Origin of the sequence: Variovorax paradoxus, from assembly GCF_040544635.1 — a bacterium.
Classification (GTDB): Bacteria; Pseudomonadota; Gammaproteobacteria; order Burkholderiales; family Burkholderiaceae_C; genus Variovorax; species Variovorax paradoxus_R.
Genome location: NZ_JBEPKJ010000004.1, coordinates 339,435 through 360,775, shown reverse-complemented (window position 1 = coordinate 360,775; position 21,341 = coordinate 339,435). Strand labels below are relative to the sequence as shown.

Genomic DNA, 21,341 nt, shown 5'->3' with positions numbered 1-21,341 from the left:
ATGATTTCACGGGCCCGCTTTCACGCGGAGCCTTTTCCCGCAGCTCAATTTTTCAGGAGAATTCCATGAGCATTCAACGCATCGAACCGGGCGCCCGCATGAGCAACGCCGTCGTCCACGGCAACACCGTCTATCTCGCCGGCCGCGTCGGCGAAGGCGAAAGCGTCACCGACCAGTGCAAGAGCGCACTTGCTCAAGTCGACCAACTGCTCGCTGCCACCGGCAGCCACAAGTCGAAGATTCTGCAGACGATCATCTATCTCTCGGACATCGCGAATTTCGGGGAAATGAATGCCGTCTGGGAAGCCTGGATCGATCCGGCCAACCCCCCGGCCCGCGCCACCAGCGAAGCCAAGCTCACTACCCCGAAATACAAGGTCGAGTTCATCGTCACGGCAGCGATCTGACCCGTCCGGATTTGAGAAAAAAAGCCGGCCTATCGCTCCGATGGGCCGGCAAGCGGGATTGAGAGAGGACGTCCAGGTGAGCGAGAACGCCCAAGCGCAAGAAGCTCTTGCCGGGCGGCCGTTAGAGACGGGCGGTCGCCTAGTTGGTTTCTGTCTCGGTCAAAGCGGCATCGGGATCGATCTTGCCTGGAGAGGCACCCACAGAATGAGCCAGACTTGTGTAAACCGACTTTCTTGATCTCGACAAGTCCAGGTCTTGGTCGCTCTTTACAGTTCTTTCGTAAAGAGAAGCCCATTGCGGCGACATCACATCATCCACGCTCACTTTTGATTGGCGTGCCTGCGATGGAGTCATTGCAAACTGAGTTCGAAAACATCGATTGAAGTGAGAGCTATCGGAAAAACCGGTGATTGTCGCAATTTCGGTGATCGACTTGGGGCTATTCAGAAGAAGCCAATATCCATATGCGAGTCTGAGCTGCCGGCAATATTGCTGAACCGGCTGCTTCATTTCCTGCTGGAAAAGCCGTTCTATCTGCCGCTTGGAAATCCCCAGGGATGATGCTAGGGATTCGACCTTCAATGGCTCCTGTCCAAGATTTCTCTCGATGATCTTGAGCGCCCGAAGCACTCTCGGATCGAGTGGATTTTCTCTTTCTTCGACATTCTGCTCAGCTTCGGGAGGGGAGGCCGAAAGTTCCTGCGGTGCGGGAATCTCGGCGCCGATAGCGGAGTAGTGACGTTCCAGGAGCCATGATCCGAGTTCCAGCGCCGCGAGTCCTCCGGCACAGCTAACTCGCCTGCCGCTCACCATCAAGTTAACGCCTGGGATCTGCTGAACTTCCGCAAAACGGGTATCTCGGTCGGCGCCCCGATACCAATCGGTCGCACACGGCAATTTATCGAAAAATCCTGCCTCGATCAGCACAAACAGCCCCGAACCTGTTCCGACAAGGGTCGCGCTATTTCTATCGGCGTTCGTGAGTGCTTCCAGAATCGATCTGCGGTCCTCGACAGGAACTGCCGTCTTTCCACCGATCACAAAAACGTAGTTGCAATCGCGAGCAGCGTTCAGGGGCGCTGTCGGAGGTACTTGGACACCGCAGGTCGTCTCGGCGGGCTTCTGTCCTAGAACTACATATTCAAAGTCGACGCCGACCGCAGCTGCCGGGTCGGTGCAATGCTTCAGGATATAGACCAGGGCGGAGTACGAAAACATCGTGAAGCCCGGAAGGAGGATGAAGCCGACCCTCACTCGTCGCCGCGCCAGCTTGGCGGTCTCGGCCTTCACACCCAGAACCGGCATCATCATGGAATCTCCTGCCACAAGGTCGCGCATCGTAGCAGTCACAGCAGGTTCGCGCGCAATCCGATGCTCATGGCACTTGTCGCATAGAAGGTAAGCGGATAGTCGTACTTCACGGCTCCGCTGCGGCACGCGATCGGTGGCCGTTCAGCGTCGCGGAAGCGTCGGCGCGGCCGCCGCGAGGTCCCAGAACAAGCCCGTCATCAGTTGCAGCGCCTCGCGCGCCACCGGTGCCAGCAGATGCTCGTCGGGCGCGTGCTGCTGGCAGGCTGCATAGCTGTGCGGCACCCACACGGTGGGCAGGCCCAGGATGTCAGCAAACACATCATTGGGCAGGCTGCCGCCCAGGTTGGGCAGCAGCACGGGCTTCTTGCCGGTGCTCTGCTCGATGCTGGCCAGCGTGAAGCGCACCCAAGCGTTGTCCGGGTTCAGCCGGGTGGCGCGCATGATTTCGGGTTCGCTGACTTCGATGCCTTCGAAGGCATGCGTCGACAGGTGCTGCAGCACGACATCACGCAACCGGCTTACGTCGGTGCCGACGACAAAGCGCATGTGCATGAAGGCCTGTGCTGCGGGCGGAATTGCGTTGACCGGGAAGTCCGGGTTGCCGGTCTTGTAGGCCAGCACTTCCAGTGTGTTCCAGGCGATCACCCGTTCGGCCGGAGTCAGGCCGGGCTCGCCCCAGCCGGCGTCGACTTCCGGGTCGCCGGCGTCACCACCAAAGCGCAGGCCCTGCAGTGCGGCGCGCACGTTGGCCGGGATGGGCGGCGGGCGCAGGCCCTGGACACGGATCACGCCGTGGGCGTCCACCATGCTGGCAATGGCGTTGGCCAGTACCGTTCCGGGGTTGCGCAGCAGGCCGCCCCAATTGCCGCTGTGGTGACCTCCACCGCCGCGCAGGTTCAGCGTGAGACTGAAGTTCGCCACACCGCGCGAGCCCAGGAAGACAGTGGGCTGGTCACGGCCCACGCGCGGGCCGTCACTGGCGATCAGCACATCGGCGGCCAGCAGTTCCTGCTGCGCAGAGCAGAAAGCGGCCAAGCCCGGCGAGCCGGTCTCTTCGCCGGTTTCCAGCAGCCACTTGATGTTGAAGCCCAACTGGCCGCGCAGCGCCAGCACCGTGGCCAGCGCGGCGATGTTGATGCTGTGCTGGCCCTTGTTGTCGGCGGTGCCCCGCCCATAAAGGCGTTCACCGTCCACCGCCAGCGTCCACGGTCCCTGGCCGCAGGTCCAGCTCTTGTCCTGGCCTCGGATGACGTCGCCGTGGCCATACATCAGCACGGTGGGCAGGTCATCGCCTTCATGGCGGCTGGCGACCAGGAACGGTCCGTAGGCGGGCTCGGGGTTGGGGTAGATGCTGAAGCTGAAGCCCAGCTTGGCCAATGAAGGGCCGATCTCGTCCTGCAGGTAGGCGGCCAGTGCCGGTCCGGAATCCGGCTCCTGGCTGGCGGTGCGGAATGCGATACGGCGCGACAGGTCGCGCACGAAGTCGCCGTTGTCGAAGTGACCGGCAGCATGGGCCAGCGCGGCGTCGCGCGTCATTCTGCCCCCCGCAGGGCTTCTCGACGGCGGCCAATCCCACTAAGGGGGACACCCATGGGAGTGCACTTTGCTAGGAGACGCATGAAGGTACTTTCGTGTAGCAGACTGCCCAAGACGATATCGCGCTGCCAACCGGTTCAATAGGATAAATGCGCGCTTGAATTTGGATAATTGCGACGTGACCGGAAAAGGCGGCGATTTTTTTATATTCTCTTGGCTTTGAAATTCTATTGATTCCAGCGCATTGGAATAAGCTTGGAATTAGCAGGAGAGCGGGCCGCGAAGGCGGTTCCACCGAAGGCGCAAACTCCCATAAACGCTCAGGTCGGCCCACGCGATGGGTCTGTACTGCATCAATTGTCAAAGCCGTCTGGAGAGCCATCACGCCATTGGAATGTGAGCGTGGTGCACCGAAGGAGCAAACCCGTTGCGGGCGCAGCGGGTGAATCTCTCAGGTACCGAGGACAGGGGGAGCGGCAACTTGGACGCAAGATCCGGTTGCTTTCTTTTCGAGCTTCCATTTGCGTTTGAGCGCTGCAACCTCAAGGGTTCTCGAAATGCGCGTAATCGTTCTTGGCGCCGGCTTGCTCGGCGTGACCTCGGCTTACTACCTCCAGCAACTCGGCCACGAAGTGACCGTGATCGACCGGCAGGCCACGCCGGCCGCCGAAACCAGCTTTGCCAATGGCGGGCAGATTTCGGTCAGCCATGCCGAACCCTGGGCCAACCCGAGTGCGCCACTCAAGGTGCTGCAATGGCTGGGCAAAGAAGACGCTCCACTGCTCTTTCGCATTCGTGCCGATATGCGCCAGTGGCTCTGGGGCCTGCAGTTCCTGCGCGAATGCACCCCGGCGCGCACGCGCCACAACATCGAGCAGATCGTGCGCCTGGGCACCTACAGCCGTGACACGCTGCAGCAGCTGCGCGCCGACACCGGCCTCCAATACGACCAGCGTACGCAGGGCATCTTGCACTTCTACACGACGCAGAAGGAATTCGACGGGGCGCTGAAGCCGGCCGAGCAGATGCGCGCCCTGGGCTGCGAGCGTCAGGTGATCTCGGCCGATGAGGCGGTGACGATCGAGCCTGCGCTGGCTCACATCCGACCGCAACTGGCCGGTGCCACCTACACGGCCGAAGACGAATCGGGCGACGCCAACCGCTTTGCGCGCGAACTGGTCGGCCTCGCGGCCGCAGCCGGTGTGAAGTTCCTCATGAGCCACACCATCACTGCGCTGCGCGAGACCGGCGGGAGCATCGACCACGTCGAAGCTACCGACAACGAAGGCCGCTTCCAGCGAATCCGGGGCGAGACCTTCGTTCTGGCGATGGGCTCGCTAAGCCCGCTCTATGCCGCGCCGCTGGGCATTCGACTGCCGATCTATCCGGCCAAGGGTTATTCGGTGACCTTGCCAGTCAAGGACGCCTCGAAGGCGCACCAAGTCTCGCTGACGGACGACGAATACAAGCTCGTGTTCTCCCGCTACACCTCGGCCAGTGGCGACCGCCTGCGTATCGCCGGCACGGCCGAGCTCAACGGCTACGACCGCGACCTCAACCGCCTGCGCTGCGAGGCGATCGTGCGGCGCGTCGAAGAGCTCTTCCCAGGTGCCGGTGACACCGCGCAGGCCCGGTTCTGGACCGGCCTGCGCCCCGCGACGCCGAGCAATGTGCCGCTGATCGGCAAGACCAAGCTGCCTAACCTGTTCCTCAACACCGGGCACGGCACGCTTGGCTGGACGCACGCCTGCGGCTCGGGCAAATCGATCGCGCGCATCGTGAGCGGGCTGAGGCCTGAGGTCGATTTCACGTTCACCGGCTTGACGGACGGGACACGACGCAAAGCATTGGCGCCGCAGGTTGGTGGGCCATCTGCGTAGCGAGTTGCCATGGCTTCGCATCGGAAAGCAATTCAAACGGGGGGCGGAGCACCCTGGTCGGTGGTGGTATGAAGGAGCGGTTGCGTCGATTTCTGCAACGTGCTGGATCGTTTATTCACCGGTTGGTCGTTCGCTCGGGAGCAATGGAAGAAGCCGCTTGGATGCAGCCACGCGATGTTTGCAGCCGTGCCGAGCCACCGAACGAAGCACATCAACGGCATCGGGGTTAAGTCAGTGCCTTTCGTATCTCATACTTGGAGCGACAAATGATCGTCGAACGCATCTGGACCGGCAACGCCTATCGCAACTACAACTACCTGATCGTTTGCCCCGAGAGCGGCGAGGCTCTTGCCATCGATCCCCTGGACCATCAGAAATGCCTGGCGGCCGCAAAGGACAAGGGTTGGCAGATCACGCAAATCCTCAATACTCACGAGCACCACGACCACACCGGCGGAAATGAGGCAGTCGTCGCGGCGACCGGCGCCAAAGTAATTGCGCACCACCAGGCAGGCTCTCGCATTGCCGGCATGGATCGCGGCGTCAAGGCCGGCGACGTGATCAAGGTCGGCAAGACCGTCGAGCTCGAATGCATGGACACGCCCGGCCACACGATGTGCCACATCTGCCTGCGCTCTCACACCGACAGGCCGGCGCTGTTCTCCGGCGACACGCTGTTCAACGCGGGCGCGGGCAACTGCCACAACGGCGGCAATGTGGAAGACATGTACACCACCTTCGTCGAGCAACTCGCCAGGCTGCCCGACGACACCCGCGTCTACGCCGGCCACGACTACATCGAGAACAACCTGCGTTTCACGCTTGCGCGCGAGCCCGACAACGCCGCCGCCAAGGCGTTGCTGCCGGGTGTGGCAGGGCATGACCCGGCCAAGGCGCGCGTCACGACGCTCCGCGAGGAGAAGCAGATCAACACCTTCCTGCGCCTGTCGAGCCCGAGTGTCATTGCGGCGCTTCGCGAGGCCTTTCCCGATCTGCCCGAGGAGCCGGACCCAAAGACCGTGTTCGTCAAGCTTCGCGAGCTGCGCAATACGTGGTGAGCCGCTAGCCGACACTACGCCGCCCGTGCGGGGCCGGACAGCGCCGCATCGATCAGGCGGCCCGCGCTCAGCCGAGTTCGGCTCTTGCCAGGCGGCACACCGACAGCAGCGCAAGCAGGTTCGGGTCGCGCTCGCGCGTGCGCAAGAAATTGAGCGCGATGGTCTGGCGCATCAAATACCGGGGTTGCAGCGGAATCAGCTGCACCTTCTGCGGCATCACGCCGCGCACCCGCCCTGGCAGCAGCGTGTAGCCGACGCCGCCGCTCACCAGGTTCATCAGCGAGAAGATGTCGTCGGTCTTCATCACCACATTGGGCGTGAAGCCGGCGATGCGGAAGGTTTCGACAAAACCCCGGTAGGTGACAAAACCTTCGCTCAGGCTCACGAAGCGTTCGCCGGCGCAGCTGCTCAGGTCGATCTCGGCCAGCGCGGAGTAGGGCGAGCCTACGGGGGCGGCAAACTGGATGTCGTCTTCGAACAGCGGTTCCGACTCGACATCGGAAACACCTTCGGGAATGGCCATGAGCGCGGCGTCGATGGCGCCATCCCGCAGCTTCTGCAGCAGGTGCGCGTTGGAGCCGAGCACGAGTTCCGTGTGCAGGTCGGGTTTGCGCAGTTTCATGCCCATGATCAGCTGCGGCACCGTGCGGCTCGTCAGGGAGTAGAGCGAACCGATGCGAATCCGGTCGGCCGAGTAGCCGGCGACTTCCCGCGTGGCGCGAACGCCCTCGGACATGGTGCGAAGCACGTCATGCGCCACCTCTGCCAGCGCATGGGCGGCTTCGGTCGGGTGCAGGTTGCGGCCTTCGTGCCGGAAGAGGGCGCAGCGCAAGCCGGTTTCCAGCGAATGCAGGGCGCGGTGCACGCTCACGGCGCTGATGTCGAGCTTTTCCGCCGCGCGGGCCAGATTGCCGGCCTCCATGAAGGCCAGCAGGATCTCGAGTTTGCGGAAGGTGATCTCTTCGTCGACGTGGGGGAGCATGGGCGGCCTGCGAATGACATCCGATCGTAACCCTGGTGCCGCTGCGCGGTCTTGCGCAGCCAACAGGTCATTCGTGCACCATGACTGTGTTGCGCCCCTCCTGCTTGGCGAGGTAGAGCGCTTCGTCCGCGGCTTTCAAAAGCTCGAACGGCGTGCTGCCGGGCTCCGGAACCCAAGCCGCCACGCCAAGGCTGATGGAAACCGTGCCCAGCGCTGCCGCCGCATGAGGAATTTGCAGATCGACCACGGCCAGCCGCGCCCTTTGCGCGACCTCGAGCGCACCTTCGGCGTCGGTCGCGGGCAACAGCAGGACCATTTCCTCTCCCCCGTAGCGCGCGACCAGATCGGCCGAGCGCCACACCGCGGAGCGAAGCGCGTGGGCGATTCGCCGCAAGCACTCATCGCCTTCAAGATGGCCGTACAGATCGTTGTATTTCTTGAACTCGTCGACATCGACCATGACGACCGCCAACGGCATTTGGCCCTCCTGCGCCTGCAGAAATGCGAGGAGCAGCCGGGCGTCGAAGTAGCGGCGATTGGCCAGGCCTGTCAGCCCGTCTTCCTGCGCAAGATGTTCCAGCCGTTCATTGGCCTCCGTCAGTGCGTCCCGCGTACTTTGCAAATGCAGTTCCGCCACCAGGCGCCTGCGCATCGACCGGATCAGGTAGCGGCCCGACACGCCGATGATCAGGCACAGAAGGACCACCCAGGTCGTTTGATAGATCGATGCGGATTTCCATTCCTGCAGCGCCTCGTCCTTGCCGACCGCAACGGTCACGAAGAGCGGGTAGTCCAGAAGGTGTTCGAAGCTGATGATCCGCGTCACGCCGTCAATCGCCGATCTTCCTTCGACGGTGCCCGAACGCGAGGCCTGGAATCGCTTTTGGAACGGCGAGTCCGTATTGCGCCTGTTCATGTCGGCTTCCCTGAAGGGGCGGCGAAGCAGGAGCTGGTCGGTTCCGAACAGCGCAATAGCTCCCTGCTCGCCGATCTGAAAGCGGTCCAGCACGCTCAGCAGGTGCTTGACGCTGAGCGTGACCAGCACCACGCCGGCAAAGTTGCCGTCCGGGTCGTTGATCCTGCGCGAAACCGGAATCACCCACTCGCCCGAAGAGCGGCTCACGATGGGGCCGCTGATCAGCGTCCGCGCGCTCGGGTTGGTTCGGTGGTAAATGAAATACTCGCGGTCCGAGTTGTTTTTAGTACCCGCCGGGGATGCCTCGGAATAGACCAGCCAGCGGCCTTGCTCGTCGTAGATGAAGAGCCCCTTGATGGCCTGGACTTCGGAAGCATGGTTCACGAGAACAGGTTGAAGACGCTGCAGCGTCTCGGGCGTGATGTCCGCGCGCTCGAGCTCGAAGACGATGCCCGAGATGATGTGCTCGGCCAGGGCGACGGTACTGTCGATCTGCTGGCTGACTGCCCGCGCCAGGTTGGTATTCGCCCGCGCGATCTGCTCGTTTTCCGCCGTGCGTGCGCGAATGACCAGCCATGCGTTCATGGCCAGCAATGCCACGCACACAAAGACTACAAACAAAGTAGTACCGAAGATGACGCGACTTTTTTGCGCGTCCGTTTTTCGGGCGAGGGCGCTCGCGTCGTTCGATGACCTCGAGCCAATGGACGTATCGGGAACCGTCTCGGGCGACGGAGGAGAGGGAGCTTTTTTCATCGAAGGCCCGACTCTACAAAAAAACTCCGCTCGCCGGCTTCACCTGCGTTCAATTCGCTTCGGAACTCCTGTTGTTCGTTCAGACCTCGAGTAGCGCCTAGCCCGGCGCCGCGCCCTGCGTGGCCGTGTAGACGGCATACAGCGACTGGCTGGCCGCCATGAACAGGCGGTTGCGCTTGGGGCCGCCGAAGCACACGTTGCCGCAGACTTCCGGCAGGCGGATACGCCCGATGAGCCGGCCTTGCGGCGTCCATACGGTAACGCCGCTGTAGCCCACGCTGCGGCCCGCATTGCTGGAGCACCACAGGTTGCCGTCGACGTCGGCGCGCACGCCGTCGGGCCCGCATTTCACGCCGTCGACCATGAAGTTGCTGAAGAGCTTGCCGTTGCTGAGCTTGTTGTCCGGGCCCACATCGAACACATACATGTCGCCCTTGCCGCCGGCAATGGTGTCGCCCGGTCCCTGACCGGTGCTGACGATGTAGAGCTTCTTGAAGTCGGGCGAAAAGCACAGGCCGTTCGGGTCCGGCACCAGATCTTCGCCGGCGACCTGCGTCAGCGTGCCGCTCTTGTCCAGGCGGTAGACCGCGGTCGGCAGTTCGCGCTTGTACGAGCCGATCTCGGGCGGTTGCCCGAGCCTCGGATTCAGCCGGCCGGCCTTGTTCGCGGGCCCGCCCGCGGCATCGACCGTGCCCTCGTAGAGCTGGGCGCCGTAGGGCGGATCGGTGAACCAGTAGCTGCCATCGGGGTGAGGGACGATGTCGTTGGGCGAGTTGAGCCGCTTGCCGTTGAAGCTCGAGGCGAGGATGGTCACCGAGCCGTCGAGCTCGTAGCGCACCACGCGCCGCGTCAGGTGCTCGCAGGACAGCTGCCTTCCCTGGTAGTCGAAGGAGTTGCCGTTGCTGTTGTTCGAAGGCGCGCGGAACACGCTGACGTGGCCGTCGTCCTCGCTCCAGCGCATCTGGCGATTGTTCGGTATGTCGCTCCACACCAGAAAGCGGCCGACCGAATTCCACGCCGGCCCTTCGGACCACAGTGCACCGGTCCACAGCCGCTGGATGGGGGCGTTGGGCTGGCGCAGGCCATCGAAAGCCGGATCGACGGTGAGCACGTCGGGGTCGGTGAAGTAGGTGGTCGGGGCCCCGCCTGGGCCGAAGTCGCGCGGCGGCTGGGTGATGGTGCTGGGCGGCGCAACCGGCTTGCCGGAGGGGGCTTGCGCGTGCGTCCATCGCGGAAAGACGAAGGAGGCGCCTACCGCGGCTCCCACGCCCCCAAGAAGCTTTCGGCGTAGTACCGAACTATTCAATCCTGGATCGACTTTTTCTTGTGCCACTGATCACTCCATGAAAACGAAGGAAGAAGCCGCTGAAAGCGAGGCCGCAAAAACCGGTCGCATGCTACGCGCTTCTCTGAGGCTGCACCAGATTGCCCCGATGCTGCATAGAGCTGCATCGGGGGTTGATTCTGCGCAAGGTTCGCATCGATTGGGAGGCCTAAGGTCTGCGGATATGCCCATCTTCTTCGAAGGAGCGTCCATGCAGACCCCGAAATCGATCCTCTTGCATCTCGACGGCTCGGCCCGCACGGCGCAGCGCCTCCAGCTTGCGCGCAGCCTGGCCGAAGCATTCGGCGCGCGGGTCACGGCCATGCCTTGCACCATGTCGGCAATCATGCGTTATCCCTTCGCGTTGGAAGGCGCGGCGGAGGCCATCGCGATCATGCGTGCGAGTGACAAGGCCGCGCGCGCGCCACTTTTACGGTTCACGCGGCGGGCTCGCCTCGCATGCGGTGGGCCGAGCCGCAGAGCGACTCGCCACGGGGCTTTGCCCGCCATGCGCCGCAACAAGCTGCTGTCGATGGCCGCTGTCCTGGGCGCAGACCTTCTTGTGATGGGTTGCTACGGCCATAGCCGTGCACGCGAATGGATCCTGGGCGGCGCCACGCGAACCATTCTCGAGACGATGACCTTGCCTGTGCTGCTGTCGCATTGAAGGCGGGCCACCATGCGCATCGACTTTCTCGGCGGCACCGGCACCGTGACCGGTTCCAAATATCTGTTGACTCACAGCGGCAAGAGGCTACTGGTCGACTGCGGGTTGTTCCAGGGGCTGAAGCAGCTGCGTCTGCGCAACTGGGACGCGCTGCCTTTCGACGCCTCGGCCATCGACGCCGTGCTGCTGACCCATGCCCACATGGACCACGGCGGCTTCGTGCCGCGCCTGGTGAAGCTCGGCTTCAAGGGCAAGGTGTATTGCACGGCGGCCACGCGCGAGCTGTGCGAACTGCTGCTTCCTGATTCGGGCCGCCTGCAGGAAGAAGAAACCGACTTTGCCAATCGCCACGGATTTTCAAAGCACAAGCCGGCGCTGCCGCTCTACACCGAGCAGGACGCGCGCGCCGCGCTGAAGCGCTTCGAATGCGTTTCGTTCGAAGAGGAGTGCTCGCCCTGGCCGGGCTGGTCATGGCGGTTGATCCGCGCCGGCCACATCCTCGGCGCGGCCAGCCTGCGCGTTGGGTGGAACGAAGGCAGCATCCTCTTCTCCGGCGACCTGGGCCGCAGCGACGACTTGGTGATGAGGCCACCGCAAGAGGCCGCCCCTGCGGACTACGTGGTGGTGGAGTCCACCTATGGCAATCGACTGCACCCGGAGGCGGACACGCTTGCCGAGTTGGCGGGCGTGATCAACCGCACGGCCGCGCGCGGCGGGGTGCTGGTGGTGCCGGCCTTTGCCGTGGGGCGGGCGCAAACGCTGCTGCATTGCATCCAGATGCTCAAGCGCGAGGGGCGCATTCCGGACATGCCGGTGTACCTCAACAGCCCGATGGCCGCGGACGCCACGCGCCTGTACAAGGCGCACCTCGACGAGCACCGCATGAGCGCCGAGCAATGCGCAGACATGAGCGGCCGCACGATCATCGTCAACACCATCGAAGAGTCCAAACGCCTGAACAGGCTGAGCTATCCGTCGATCATCGTATCGGCCAGCGGCATGGCGACGGGCGGCCGCGTGCTGCATCACCTGAAGGCCTATGCGCCCGATGCGAGGAACACGATTCTGTTCGCGGGCTTCCAGGCCGCGGGCACACGCGGCGCAACGCTGCTGGGCGGCGCCGATTCAGTGAAGATCCATGGCACCTACGTGCCTGTGCGCGCCGAAGTGGCAAACCTGGAAACCCTGTCCGCCCACGCTGATCGCGAGCAACTGCTTGCCTGGCTGGCGCCGCAGAAGTCGCCGCGCCGGGTGTTCGTGACGCATGGCGAGCCGGTGGCCGCCGATGCGCTGCGGCTGGCCATCCAGGAGCGCTACGGCTGGCCTTGCACAGTGCCCGACTATCGGGAGTCGCAGGATCTGTGAGGTATGGCGGCTGTCGCCGCCGGCTCTGCCGTGGTCAACCGGTTCACGATGGTGGCAATGCCTTCCGCGCGTCGAACGGCGCGCTCTACGGCAGCTTTCAAAGCCTCGCTGGCCAGCTTTCCCTGTAGCGTGACCACACCGTTCTTCACGCGCACGTCGACGTCGCATCCAAATACCGAGGGGTCCCAGTTCAGTTGGGCGAAGACCTCGTGTCTGAGTTGGATATCGGGGTCCATGTTGATCCTTTCGGAAATGAGAGACTCTTTACTCCGCATCTGCTATCCGCATCACGACGCGGCCCTCGATCCGGCCCTGCCGCATGCGGTCCAGCACCGTGTTGATGTTTTCATCGTTTGCATGGTGGTGTTCCTCAGGCTTCGACAGCCAGTTCGTTGACTACGGAGACGATTCCCGGCGTCGACCACGCGGCATTGCGCACGGCCTCGAATTCCTTCCACGACCGCACCTTGCCCCGGAGCACGAGTTGCGAGCCGTTCACGTCGATGGCAATTTGCCGTGGCTTGCCATGAAAGGCACGGATGAGCGCGTCCTGCACCTGCCGCTCCACGTCGGCGGAACGCAGGAGCGGCTTGATCCCTACCAGGTTTGTGATTCCGGTGACGCCCAGCAGGTTGCGAACCGTGGCTTCGGCTGCGCGGCGCTGGTAGTCCCAGTCGACTTCGCCGGTCAGCGTGACCCAGCCGCCTTCCAGCATGGGTTTGATCGTGCTTCGGGGCACCTGCACGTTCCATTCGAGCGCATGTTCGACGGCCTGGGCCAGGTCGGCATCGGTGCGTTCGAATCCGGCGGCCAGCTTGACCGAGGTTTCAATGGCCAGCGCCTTCACGCCGCTGACTCGCAATGCGGCGCGTTCGGCCGCGAGCTTCTCTGCGTAGCTGCGGAGATGACCCGTCAGCGTGACAACGCCATGATTGACGATGACGCCAACGTCTTCAGCGGTCACCGCCGGGTCCCATTCCAGTTCGGCCTGAATGTCTGCCCGGAGCTGTGCGTCGGGCTTCATCGGTTTTCCGTTTCCTGGGCTGCCTCTGCGCAGCATGAAGCCGGTTGACCGACGGATTCCTGGCGCACGAGTAGAACCGGCACCGGGCTGCCGCGCACCACGAGATCCGCGTCGCTTCCGAGCGCAAGCCGGCTGAAGCCGCGCCGCCCGTGGGTACCCATCACGACAAGATCGCAGGCGGCCTTCTTGGCCTCTTCGATCACGACGTCGGCAATCCTGCCGCGCGTGACTTCGCGCAGGATGGTGTCGGTCTCCACTTCCGAGCGAGACGCAGCAGCCTTGCCGGCCGCCAGCACGGACGCCCCGTAGTCGCGCATCTTCTGCAGGCCGGCTTCGAAATTGGCGACGGTCGACATTTCCATCAGCCCCGGAAGGTCGTCGACGACGTGCAACAGGCGCAACTTTCCTTTGTGTTCTGCCGCCAGCCGGATGGCCTCGCGCAGGCCGCGCTCCGCAGTGGGACTGCCGTCGATAGGAACAAGAATGCGGTGGTACATGGCGTTGTCTTCCTTTGGCCGGACGAAGGGGCGTTCGCCTCCGGCCGGCAGGCGAACGCTTCGATTTTTCGGCCGGACCGCAGATGCGGGCTTGCGCCACGTCAAGCCAGCGGCAAGGAGCAGCTGCGCGCCGCCCGATGCTTCAACGCGTGCCCTGGGCCTGGCGCGCGATTTCCGGTTTCGTGTCGGCCAGGTTCCGGACCATGCGCCGCAGCCCAGAGTCCACGGGCTCGGCGGTATCAGCCTCGAAACCCATGGCGCGCGACAGCTTCAGCATGCGAGTGTTCTCGCGCAGCACCAGGCCTACAAGCCGTTCGAGGCCGCGATGCTTCGCGTGCTCGATGAGCCGCTCGAACAGCAGCGTGCCCAGCCCCTGGCCCTTGAGGTCGGAGCGCACCACGATCGCGAACTCGGCTTCCACGTTGTCAGGATCGCTCACCGTTCGCGCCACGCCCAGCGTTTCCGTTCCGCCGGTCTCGTCGCGCGCTTCGGCGATGAAGGCCATCTCTCGGTCATAGTCGATCTGGGTCAGCCGTGCGAGTTCGCTGCGCGGCAACTCGCTGCGGCTGTGGAAGACCCGCATGCGGATGTCTTCGGGGTCGAGCGACTCGAGGAAGCGCCGGTGCTGTGCTTCGTCTTCGGGGCGAATGGGCCGCACCACAATCGAGCGGCCGTTCCAATCCTGCTTGCTGACCCATTGCGTGGGGTAGGGCAGGATCGAAAACCGCTCGGCACCCGCCACCGGCGTCATCGAAATCCGCGCGCGCGCATCCAGCGCAAGGGCACCGTGCTCGTCGACCCAAAGCGGGTTGATGTCGAGTTCGGCCAGTTGCGGCAGATCCGCCAGCATTTGGGACACCGCCATCAGCACGTCATAGAGTGCGTCGATCTTGGCGGGCGGGTGGTCGCGGTAGCCGGCCAGCAGGCGCGAAACGCGGGTGCGCGCTACCAGTTCACCCGCCAGCGCCCGGTTGAGCGGCGGCAGCGCGATCGCGCTGTCGGCGATCACCTCGACCGCGGTGCCACCCTGGCCGCACAGGATCACCGGGCCGAAGACGCTGTCGATGCTGGCGCCGACGATCACTTCCTGCGCATGGGGCCGCCGTACCATCGGCTGCACCGTGAATCCGTCGATGCGTGCGCCGGGCCGTGCCGCGGCGACCGCCTCCTGCATGGTCCTCACGGCATCCCGCAGCGCCGCTTCGTCCGCCAGGGCGAGCCGCACGCCGCCCACGTCCGACTTGTGCGTGATATCGCGCGACAGGATTTTCAACGCGACCGGGTACCCCAGATCGCGCGCGGTCGCGGCGGCGGAATCGGCCGAAGCGGCCACCGCAGCGGTGGGAACGGTGTCGATGCCGTAGGCCTTCAAGAGCGCCTTGGCCTCCTGTTCGCCCAGCCACTCGCGGCCTTCGGCCATGGCGCTTTCCAGCAGGCCGCGGGCCGCAGCCGCATCGGGCGCAGGGCTCTGGCTGGCTTCCGGCGTCTCGGTCAGGATCTCCTGGTTGTGCCGGTAGGTCTGCAGCATCGAAAAAGCGCGCACCGCTTCCTCGGGCGTGGCGTAGTCGGCCACGCCTGCGTCTTCGAAAAGCTTGCGTGCCTGCGCAACCGCTGCATCGCCGAGCCAGGCGCTCATCATGCGGGAGGTGTGGCCGCGCACCAGCGGCAGGCAGGCGCGCGCGATGTCTTCGCTGCGCACGATGGCCGTGGGCGCATGCACGAAGAGCACCGCACCCGTGCCGGGATCCGCAAGCAGGGCCGAAAGCGTGTCGACGTAGCGCTGCACCGGCGCATCGCCAATGATGTCGATCGGGTTGGCGCGCGACCAGTTGGGCGGCAGCACGGCATCGAGCCGAGCCAACAGCGCCGTGCCGGGCTCCGCGAGCGCAACGCCGGAGCGTGCGGCCGCGTCGGCCGCCATGACGCCGGCGCCGCCGCCGTTGGTCATGATCGTGAGTTCGGTGCTGCGGTTGGTGCGGAAGCGCGCCAGCGTTTCGGCGGCGAGAAACAGTTCCTGCAAGGTGTCCACGCGCAGCATCCCTGCGCGCCGGATGGCGGCGTCATACACCGCGTCGGAGCCGGCCAGTGCGCCGGTGTGCGACGCGGCGGCCTTCACGCCGTTGCCGGCGCGGCCGGCCTTGACGATGATCACGGGCTTGTTGCGTGCAGCCGCCCGCGCGGCCGACATGAACTTGCGAGGCGATTCGATCGCTTCGACATACAGCAGGATCGACCGTGTCTGTGCGTCGTTGGCCAGGTGGTCGAGCAGGTCGCCAAAGTCGACGTCGCAATGATCGCCAAGCGACACCAGTCGCGAGAGGCCGACGCCGCGGCTGCGCGTCCAGTCGAGCACCGCCGTCACGAGTGCGCCGGATTGCGACACGAAGGCGATGTCTCCGGCCAATGCGTCGCAATGGGCAAAGCTGGCGTTCAGACCGATGTGCGGGTTGAGCAAGCCGATGCAATTGGGCCCCAGCAGCCGGACCATGTGCGGGCGCGCGGCGTCCAGCGCTGTCTGCTTCTGTTCGGCGCTGAGGCCCCCGGTCACGACCACGACGGCCCGGGTGCCGAGCGCGCCAAGTTCCCCGATCAGGCCGGCCACCGTGTGCGACGGCGTGCAGATGACAGCAAGGTCCGGCGCCGCGGGCAGCTGCGAGGCCCTGGCGTAGACGGGCACGCCGTCCAGCATCGAATGCTTCGGGTTCACGCCGTAGATGGGCCCGGTAAAGGCGCCGGCGCGCAGGTTGCGCCAGACCGTGGCGCCGACGCTGCCAGGGCGGGTCGACGCGCCGAATACGGCGACGGATGCAGGCGACAGCAGGCGGTCGAGATAGCGGATGCTCAAAGGGGTCTCCGGGACGATCGGGTGGGACTTGAGCCTGTTCCCGCGGACCAAGGCACCCGGATGTACACCTGCCGAGCGGCAGGACTACTGGTTGGCGACGAGACCGCTCGGCAGCGTGAAACGGGCGGCCTCGGCCTTTGCCTGCACTTCGGGTGCGCGAATCAATAACACCGGAACGGTGGCGTGTCGCAGAATGAGCTCCGCGCTGCTGCCCATCACCATGCGACCGAGTCCGCGGCGACCGTGCGTTCCCAGCACGATCAGATCCGCCGGCCAGGCGGCCGCGTCACTCACGACGCGCTCGGCGACCGCCCCCCGGAAGGTGTCGCAGAGCAGGCATTCGGCCTCCACGCCCGCGGCCGTGGCCTTCGCCCTGGCCTCCTCGAGCAGCTTGCTGCCAGCGGCGCGTAACTGGGCGAGCCAATCGCCGGTGTAGCCCGAGTAGGCATCCATCGCCAGCGCAAAAGAAAGCTCGTCGATGACGTGCATCAGCCGCAAGCGCCCCTGCGTGACCTTGGCAAGGCGAATTGCCTCATCCAGGCCGTGGCTGGATGTCGAGCTTCCGTCGATAGGAACAAGAATTCGCTGGTACATGGCGGCCTCGCTGGCAGTGATTCGGTGATCAGTATCCGGGGTGCGCACGAGCCGGCGCTTGATATCTATCAAATGGCGGCATCGTGGCGGCGCCGATGCAACTCTGCGGCGGCCTGACACGATGCGCAGCGGATGGCCATGGGCCGCGCCAGCAGGCGTTCGCGCGGGATGTCTTCGCCGCAGTCCACGCAGATGCCATAGCGACCGTCGCCCATGCGCTGCTGCGCCTGCTCGATCTCGCTCAACCGCACGCGGTCGACCTCGATCTCGGCAAAGCGCACATCGTTCTGGCGTGCTGTCTCGGCTTCATCGGCCGGCGTGGCTTCGCACTTCGTGCGCGCCCTCGAGCAAGCCTGCCTGCGCCCCGGATGCGCTTTCGCGGAGTTCCGCCAGTACCTGGCCTTTCATGGCCTCGAGTTTCGTGGCCAATGCGTGGCGATCGGCGTCGCTCAGGTGTTTCATGGTGTCCTCTTTGAAATTGGTGTTGGAACAAAGGGGGGGTTCGGCCGGAGGGGATAGGATCCGGCAGCCGCACCGCGACATAGGCAACCCGCTTGTCACGCACTACCAGCAACGCGACCGTTTTGCCGGCGGGCATGCGCGACAGGACTTGCCTGAACTGATCGACGCGGTTGAGGAGCACATCGTTGAGCGCCACGATGAAATCGCCGGCGCGAATACCCTCGCTGCGCGCGAGCCCGGCGGCTTCGCGCACCAGCAGCCCGCCGTCAATGCGGAGCAGCGCTTTCTGCGTGGAGGACACTTCTCCAAGCACGAGCCCAAGTCCGTCGTTCCATTCAGGCGCGGGGTCGGGCGCAAGCAGGGCGGTCTTGGCGGCCTGCGGCTGCGACGGCGTGACCCAGACAGTGCGCAGCGCGCCGCGCCGCCAGACCTCCATCCGACTGCGGTCTCCGGGCACGCGATCACCGATCTGCTGCAGCAGATCGGTGAGTCGTATGACGGGGATGCCGTCGAAAGCCGTGACCACGTCGCCCAGCACAAGACCGGCGGCTTGCGCCGGGCTGCCCGCATCGACGTGGACCACGAGCGCGCCGGTGGGCGCGGGCAGGGCGAAGGACTGGGCCAACGCGGGCGTCACTTCCTGAAACTCGGCGCCAAGATGAGCACGGTGCACGGTTCCGCCGGCGCGCAGCTGCGTGGCGATCCGCATCGCCAGGTTGATCGGCACCGCGAACGAGAGGCCCATGTAGCCGCCGCTGCCGCTGTAGATCATCGAGTTGATGCCGACGACCTCGCCGCGGCTGTCGAAGAGCGGGCTGCCCGAGCTGCCCGGGTTGATGGCGACATCGGTCTGGATATAGGGAACGCTCCCCGCACCGCCCATCAGGCGGTCGACTGCACTCACCACGCCCGCCGTCACGCTGCCATGAAAGCCGAACGGTGCGCTGATGGCGGCCACCCAATCGCCCGGAGCCAGCCGCGAGGAATCTCCGATGAGGGCAACCGGCAGCTCGGCGGCGTCGATCTTCAGCAGGCCCACATCGGTGCGCTTGTCGGCGCCGACCACGCGGGCCGTGAAGCGCCGGCCGTCGTCGAGACGCACCTGGGCCTCGTCGATATTCGCAAGCACGTGCGCGCTGGTGAGGATCAGTCCATCGCTGCTGACGATCACGCCGGAGGCGAGATCGCGGATCTGGCTGACCCGCACGCTGGCCGGCAGCGGCCAGGCCAGGCGGTCGGCGAAGTCATGCTCGGGCGCGATCTCCAGTTCGATGTCTTCCGGACTCTCGTCGCGGCCGATGCGCAGCGTGCTGATGTCGACCACCGAAGCGCTGCGGCTTGCGACGAGCAAGGAAAAAGCCGGGGCCCAAGACGACCCGGTGGCGGGCTCGGCCCGCAGAGCCGGAGCGGCAAGCGGCGCGGGTCCGGCGGCACATGCGGCGAGGAGCGCAAGCAGGCCGGCGCACGCAGAGGCGGCGACGAAACGTTGGATTGGCTGCACGAGGGATCCGCTCAAGCCGCCTGTGGAGAAAGGTCGACGGGCCGCACTGTCGATTGCGCAGCCTCGGCGCTGCGCACAGCCGTGCCGAATGCCTCCAGCCGCGTGGCGAAACTGCCGTTGTCGACCTCGCTGGCGGCAAATGCCACGTCGAGAATGGGCGCGCGTCCGATCAGCCGGCTGATTTCGGAGACCGCGTTGGGCGCGCCGCGCCCGCCCATGACCGAGATCACGGCCACGTCGGGCATGTGGTTGCGCCGGGTGCCGACGAAGCTGCGCATCGGTCCCGCGAGCCGCTGTCCCCAGATGGGCGATACCAGCACCACGGCGTCGAACTTCTTCGTGCGCGGACCGTTGTAGCGGATCGGCGAGTGCCGGCGGAAGACCGAATCGAGCAGGCATCGCAAGCTACCGGAGGCACCCGCGCGCGGCCGGGTTTCAACGATCTCGGCCATGGGCCAGCCCTGCTGGCTGCACAGCAAATCCGCCACCTTGCGCGAGGTGCCGGTGTAGGAGTAAACGACCACGAGGATCTTGTTCATGGCTGCCTCAGGTGTTTTCATGGAGAAATCAATGTAGGCCGCATGCCGGGTCGCTGCTTTGCGTTGGATCAAGCGGGCGAGCGGCGTCGCAAGGGCTGGGGGCACGCGATGCATTGCTGCATTGATCTGGAGCAAGGCGAATCTCCGGACGCGGGCGAACATCTGCGGCAGCGACTACACGGCTCGCATGCTCCCACTCTTCAAGGATTTGCCATGAACACCATTCACACACTCGGCTCGGCTGCATTGCTGTTCCTGGCCGGCTGCAGCCTGCTGCCCTCCGCAGAGGACAAGAGGGACAAAGATCATCTGCTGCACCATCCGTCCGCGGCGCTCTCGCCTGCGACGACAAGGTCGGATCAGCAGATGGCGCAGATGCGCGAAATGCACCGAAAGATGATGGCTGCCAAGACCCCGCAGGAACGCCAGGTGCTGATGGCTGAACACATGAAGGCCATGCAAGGCGGGATGTCGACGATGTGCCAGATGGGCGCCACGCCGAGCCCGCAGGTCGGGGCCCCGTCCGAAGAAACAATGAAGCGCTGCATGGCCATGAAGGACATGACCATGCAGATGATGCCGGACCGGGAAAAGCTCCAATCGCCTGCGCGATAGGCGGGCGCCACGGCCCGGGGCTGCTTGAGAGCAGGGGCGGCCTTGCCTTGCTCTGCTGCCGCTTCAGCGGCATCGACCGCCTTTGCCGCCGGTAACCAGCGCGATGCGTGTCAATTGTCCACCGCGAGATCGTTCACGACGAGCGAAACGCCGGGGGCCGCCCATGCTGCGCCCTGCACTGCATTGCGCTCGGCCCAGGAGTGGACCTTGCCGCGCAGCGTGACCTGCGATCCGGTCACCGTGACGGCAAGGTGTTTGGCTTCGCGTTCGGCCTGGCGCGCAAGCGCGTCATGGATCTTCTTCTCGACGTCGGCGGGGCAGACCTTGGGCGTGACCCTGACAAGGTTGGATACGCCTCTCACGCCCAGCAGGTTGCGCACGGCGCTTTCCGCGGCGCGGCGCTGGTAGTCCCATTCGACCTCGCCGTTCAGCGTCAGCCAGCCCTTTTCCACCATCGGGCGGATCTTGTCGTCCGGCACCAGCACGTTCCATTCGAGCGCGCGTTCGGCGGCGGTCGCAACCTCGGCATCGGTGCGCTCGTTGTCGAACGGGAGCTTGACCGCGATCTCGACGGCAACGGCCTTCACGCCATGCACGCGCTGCACCGCCCGTTCAACGGCGTACTTTTCGGCAAAGCTCGCCAGATGGCCGGTCAGGGTGACCACGCCGTCCTTGACGATCACGCCGACATTGGCGGCATCGAACGACGGGTCCCAAGCCAGTTCGGACTGAATGTCTTCTCGCAATTGAGCATCGGTTTTCATGGTGTTCCTTGCAGTGAATGGAGGTTGAACGGCCCGCACCGGAACCGGTGACGATCGTGGATTCACTGTAGAAACGTCGCCGTCCGGCTGTATTGCGCTGGATCAATGCACAGGCGCGTCCCAGCGCCTTGCATCAGCCAATACGGCCCGGAAGCAATGCCTGCCGCCCGAGACGCCGATGTACGTCTGCCACGACTACCCGACGACAACGGCGTTTCTTGCCTGCGCATTCCGCTTAACGCGCTGCCGGTTCGCCGCCCTGACGCTGATAGAGCGCGGTAGGCGCTGGCTTGACGC

At 64.8% G+C, this 21,341-nt stretch carries 20 protein-coding genes and 2 riboswitches; of the genes, 6 read left to right on the top strand and 14 right to left on the bottom strand.

Annotated features, from left to right (window positions below; all coding sequences use genetic code 11):
* The first annotated feature begins 65 nt into the window (after positions 1-65).
* Positions 66-407, top strand: coding sequence for a RidA family protein (locus ABIC94_RS09275; RefSeq protein WP_354372723.1), 342 nt, complete (start codon positions 66-68; stop codon positions 405-407).
* 139 nt (positions 408-546) lie between these two features.
* On the opposite strand, the gene ABIC94_RS09270 is transcribed toward ABIC94_RS09275, so the two are convergent.
* Together ABIC94_RS09270 and ABIC94_RS09265 are read right to left on the bottom strand one after the other, a co-directional pair.
* Positions 547-1,719, bottom strand: a complete 1,173-nt coding sequence (locus tag ABIC94_RS09270; RefSeq protein WP_354372722.1) for a GlxA family transcriptional regulator — start codon at positions 1,717-1,719, stop codon at positions 547-549.
* A gap of 141 nt (positions 1,720-1,860) precedes the next feature.
* Positions 1,861-3,255, bottom strand: coding sequence for a M20 family metallopeptidase (locus ABIC94_RS09265; RefSeq protein WP_354372721.1), 1,395 nt, complete (start codon positions 3,253-3,255; stop codon positions 1,861-1,863).
* A gap of 255 nt (positions 3,256-3,510) precedes the next feature.
* A riboswitch (glycine riboswitch) is annotated at positions 3,511-3,600 on the top strand.
* 15 nt (positions 3,601-3,615) lie between these two features.
* Positions 3,616-3,733, top strand: a riboswitch (glycine riboswitch).
* 79 nt (positions 3,734-3,812) lie between these two features.
* On the opposite strand from ABIC94_RS09265, the gene ABIC94_RS09260 reads away from it, so the two are divergent.
* The gene (locus tag ABIC94_RS09260; RefSeq protein ID WP_354372720.1) at positions 3,813-5,135 is read left to right on the top strand and encodes a D-amino acid dehydrogenase; all 1,323 of its coding nucleotides are present in this window, start codon (positions 3,813-3,815) and stop codon (positions 5,133-5,135) included.
* A 266-nt stretch (positions 5,136-5,401) separates the two neighbouring features.
* On the top strand, positions 5,402-6,193 hold the full coding sequence (locus tag ABIC94_RS09255) for a hydroxyacylglutathione hydrolase (protein WP_354372719.1): 792 nt from the start codon (positions 5,402-5,404) through the stop codon (positions 6,191-6,193).
* Positions 6,194-6,260: 67 nt separating this feature from the next.
* Here the strand turns inward: ABIC94_RS09255 and ABIC94_RS09250 are convergent, their stop codons facing one another.
* The 3 genes from ABIC94_RS09250 to ABIC94_RS09240 all read right to left on the bottom strand — a co-directional run bounded on the left by ABIC94_RS09250 (position 6,261) and on the right by ABIC94_RS09240 (position 10,114).
* Positions 6,261-7,175, bottom strand: a complete 915-nt coding sequence (locus ABIC94_RS09250; protein WP_354372718.1) for a LysR family transcriptional regulator — start codon at positions 7,173-7,175, stop codon at positions 6,261-6,263.
* A gap of 67 nt (positions 7,176-7,242) precedes the next feature.
* Entirely contained in the window at positions 7,243-8,847 is a 1,605-nt protein-coding gene (locus ABIC94_RS09245) for a sensor domain-containing diguanylate cyclase (protein ID WP_354372717.1), read from the bottom strand.
* A 97-nt stretch (positions 8,848-8,944) separates the two neighbouring features.
* Positions 8,945-10,114 (bottom strand): SMP-30/gluconolactonase/LRE family protein, encoded by a 1,170-nt coding sequence (locus tag ABIC94_RS09240; protein WP_436317967.1) that lies wholly within the window; start codon positions 10,112-10,114, stop codon positions 8,945-8,947.
* Here ABIC94_RS09240 and ABIC94_RS09235 point away from each other — a divergent pair.
* Positions 10,023-10,838, top strand: coding sequence for a universal stress protein (locus ABIC94_RS09235; RefSeq protein ID WP_354372716.1), 816 nt, complete (start codon positions 10,023-10,025; stop codon positions 10,836-10,838). The two genes, ABIC94_RS09240 and ABIC94_RS09235, sit on opposite strands and share 92 nt — an antisense overlap.
* A gap of 12 nt (positions 10,839-10,850) precedes the next feature.
* Positions 10,851-12,203 carry an MBL fold metallo-hydrolase gene (locus tag ABIC94_RS09230; protein ID WP_354372715.1) on the top strand — a complete coding sequence of 451 codons (1,353 nt, stop codon included), beginning with the start codon at positions 10,851-10,853 and terminating at the stop codon, positions 12,201-12,203.
* Here ABIC94_RS09230 and ABIC94_RS09225 read toward each other — a convergent pair.
* The 8 genes from ABIC94_RS09225 to ABIC94_RS09190 form a co-directional block, all read right to left on the bottom strand.
* Positions 12,179-12,439 (bottom strand): BON domain-containing protein, encoded by a 261-nt coding sequence (locus ABIC94_RS09225; RefSeq protein WP_354372714.1) that lies wholly within the window; start codon positions 12,437-12,439, stop codon positions 12,179-12,181. The genes ABIC94_RS09230 and ABIC94_RS09225 overlap by 25 nt on opposite strands.
* A gap of 134 nt (positions 12,440-12,573) precedes the next feature.
* Positions 12,574-13,227: a BON domain-containing protein gene (locus ABIC94_RS09220; protein WP_354372713.1), complete on the bottom strand. Its 654-nt coding sequence runs from the start codon at positions 13,225-13,227 to the stop codon at positions 12,574-12,576.
* Positions 13,224-13,829: a universal stress protein gene (locus ABIC94_RS09215; protein WP_354372712.1), complete on the bottom strand. Its 606-nt coding sequence runs from the start codon at positions 13,827-13,829 to the stop codon at positions 13,224-13,226. Before ABIC94_RS09215 ends, ABIC94_RS09220 begins: the two co-directional genes overlap by 4 nt.
* A gap of 37 nt (positions 13,830-13,866) precedes the next feature.
* Positions 13,867-16,569 (bottom strand): bifunctional acetate--CoA ligase family protein/GNAT family N-acetyltransferase, encoded by a 2,703-nt coding sequence (locus tag ABIC94_RS09210; protein WP_354372711.1) that lies wholly within the window; start codon positions 16,567-16,569, stop codon positions 13,867-13,869.
* Between the two features lie 84 nt (positions 16,570-16,653).
* A complete protein-coding gene (locus ABIC94_RS09205; RefSeq protein ID WP_354372710.1) occupies positions 16,654-17,163 on the bottom strand; it encodes a universal stress protein in 510 nt (169 codons plus the stop codon).
* A 68-nt stretch (positions 17,164-17,231) separates the two neighbouring features.
* The gene (locus tag ABIC94_RS09200) at positions 17,232-17,444 is read right to left on the bottom strand and encodes a TraR/DksA family transcriptional regulator (protein WP_354372709.1); all 213 of its coding nucleotides are present in this window, start codon (positions 17,442-17,444) and stop codon (positions 17,232-17,234) included.
* Entirely contained in the window at positions 17,405-19,141 is a 1,737-nt protein-coding gene (locus tag ABIC94_RS09195) for a trypsin-like peptidase domain-containing protein (RefSeq protein WP_354372708.1), read from the bottom strand. The genes ABIC94_RS09200 and ABIC94_RS09195 overlap by 40 nt, the downstream gene beginning before the upstream one ends.
* The gene (locus ABIC94_RS09190) at positions 19,138-19,665 is read right to left on the bottom strand and encodes a flavodoxin family protein (RefSeq protein ID WP_354372707.1); all 528 of its coding nucleotides are present in this window, start codon (positions 19,663-19,665) and stop codon (positions 19,138-19,140) included. Before ABIC94_RS09190 ends, ABIC94_RS09195 begins: the two co-directional genes overlap by 4 nt.
* A gap of 213 nt (positions 19,666-19,878) precedes the next feature.
* Between ABIC94_RS09190 and ABIC94_RS09185 the strand changes: the two genes are divergently transcribed.
* Positions 19,879-20,280, top strand: a complete 402-nt coding sequence (locus ABIC94_RS09185; RefSeq protein ID WP_354372706.1) for a hypothetical protein — start codon at positions 19,879-19,881, stop codon at positions 20,278-20,280.
* A gap of 110 nt (positions 20,281-20,390) precedes the next feature.
* Here the strand turns inward: ABIC94_RS09185 and ABIC94_RS09180 are convergent, their stop codons facing one another.
* Positions 20,391-21,044 (bottom strand): BON domain-containing protein, encoded by a 654-nt coding sequence (locus ABIC94_RS09180; protein WP_354372705.1) that lies wholly within the window; start codon positions 21,042-21,044, stop codon positions 20,391-20,393.
* Between the last annotated feature and the right edge of the window lie 297 nt (positions 21,045-21,341).

Coding starts and splice junctions, on each gene's coding strand:
- ABIC94_RS09185 (WP_354372706.1), top strand. CDS start 19,879: ATGAACACCATTCACACACTCGGCTCGGCTGCATTGCTGTTCCTGGCC.
- ABIC94_RS09250 (WP_354372718.1), bottom strand. CDS start 7,175: ATGCTCCCCCACGTCGACGAAGAGATCACCTTCCGCAAACTCGAGATC.
- ABIC94_RS09260 (WP_354372720.1), top strand. CDS start 3,813: ATGCGCGTAATCGTTCTTGGCGCCGGCTTGCTCGGCGTGACCTCGGCT.
- ABIC94_RS09270 (WP_354372722.1), bottom strand. CDS start 1,719: ATGATGATGCCGGTTCTGGGTGTGAAGGCCGAGACCGCCAAGCTGGCG.
- ABIC94_RS09205 (WP_354372710.1), bottom strand. CDS start 17,163: ATGTACCAGCGAATTCTTGTTCCTATCGACGGAAGCTCGACATCCAGC.
- ABIC94_RS09255 (WP_354372719.1), top strand. CDS start 5,402: ATGATCGTCGAACGCATCTGGACCGGCAACGCCTATCGCAACTACAAC.
- ABIC94_RS09225 (WP_354372714.1), bottom strand. CDS start 12,439: ATGGACCCCGATATCCAACTCAGACACGAGGTCTTCGCCCAACTGAAC.
- ABIC94_RS09235 (WP_354372716.1), top strand. CDS start 10,023: ATGGTGCTGGGCGGCGCAACCGGCTTGCCGGAGGGGGCTTGCGCGTGC.
- ABIC94_RS09265 (WP_354372721.1), bottom strand. CDS start 3,255: ATGACGCGCGACGCCGCGCTGGCCCATGCTGCCGGTCACTTCGACAAC.
- ABIC94_RS09180 (WP_354372705.1), bottom strand. CDS start 21,044: ATGAAAACCGATGCTCAATTGCGAGAAGACATTCAGTCCGAACTGGCT.
- ABIC94_RS09275 (WP_354372723.1), top strand. CDS start 66: ATGAGCATTCAACGCATCGAACCGGGCGCCCGCATGAGCAACGCCGTC.
- ABIC94_RS09230 (WP_354372715.1), top strand. CDS start 10,851: ATGCGCATCGACTTTCTCGGCGGCACCGGCACCGTGACCGGTTCCAAA.
- ABIC94_RS09245 (WP_354372717.1), bottom strand. CDS start 8,847: ATGAAAAAAGCTCCCTCTCCTCCGTCGCCCGAGACGGTTCCCGATACG.
- ABIC94_RS09220 (WP_354372713.1), bottom strand. CDS start 13,227: ATGAAGCCCGACGCACAGCTCCGGGCAGACATTCAGGCCGAACTGGAA.
- ABIC94_RS09190 (WP_354372707.1), bottom strand. CDS start 19,665: ATGAACAAGATCCTCGTGGTCGTTTACTCCTACACCGGCACCTCGCGC.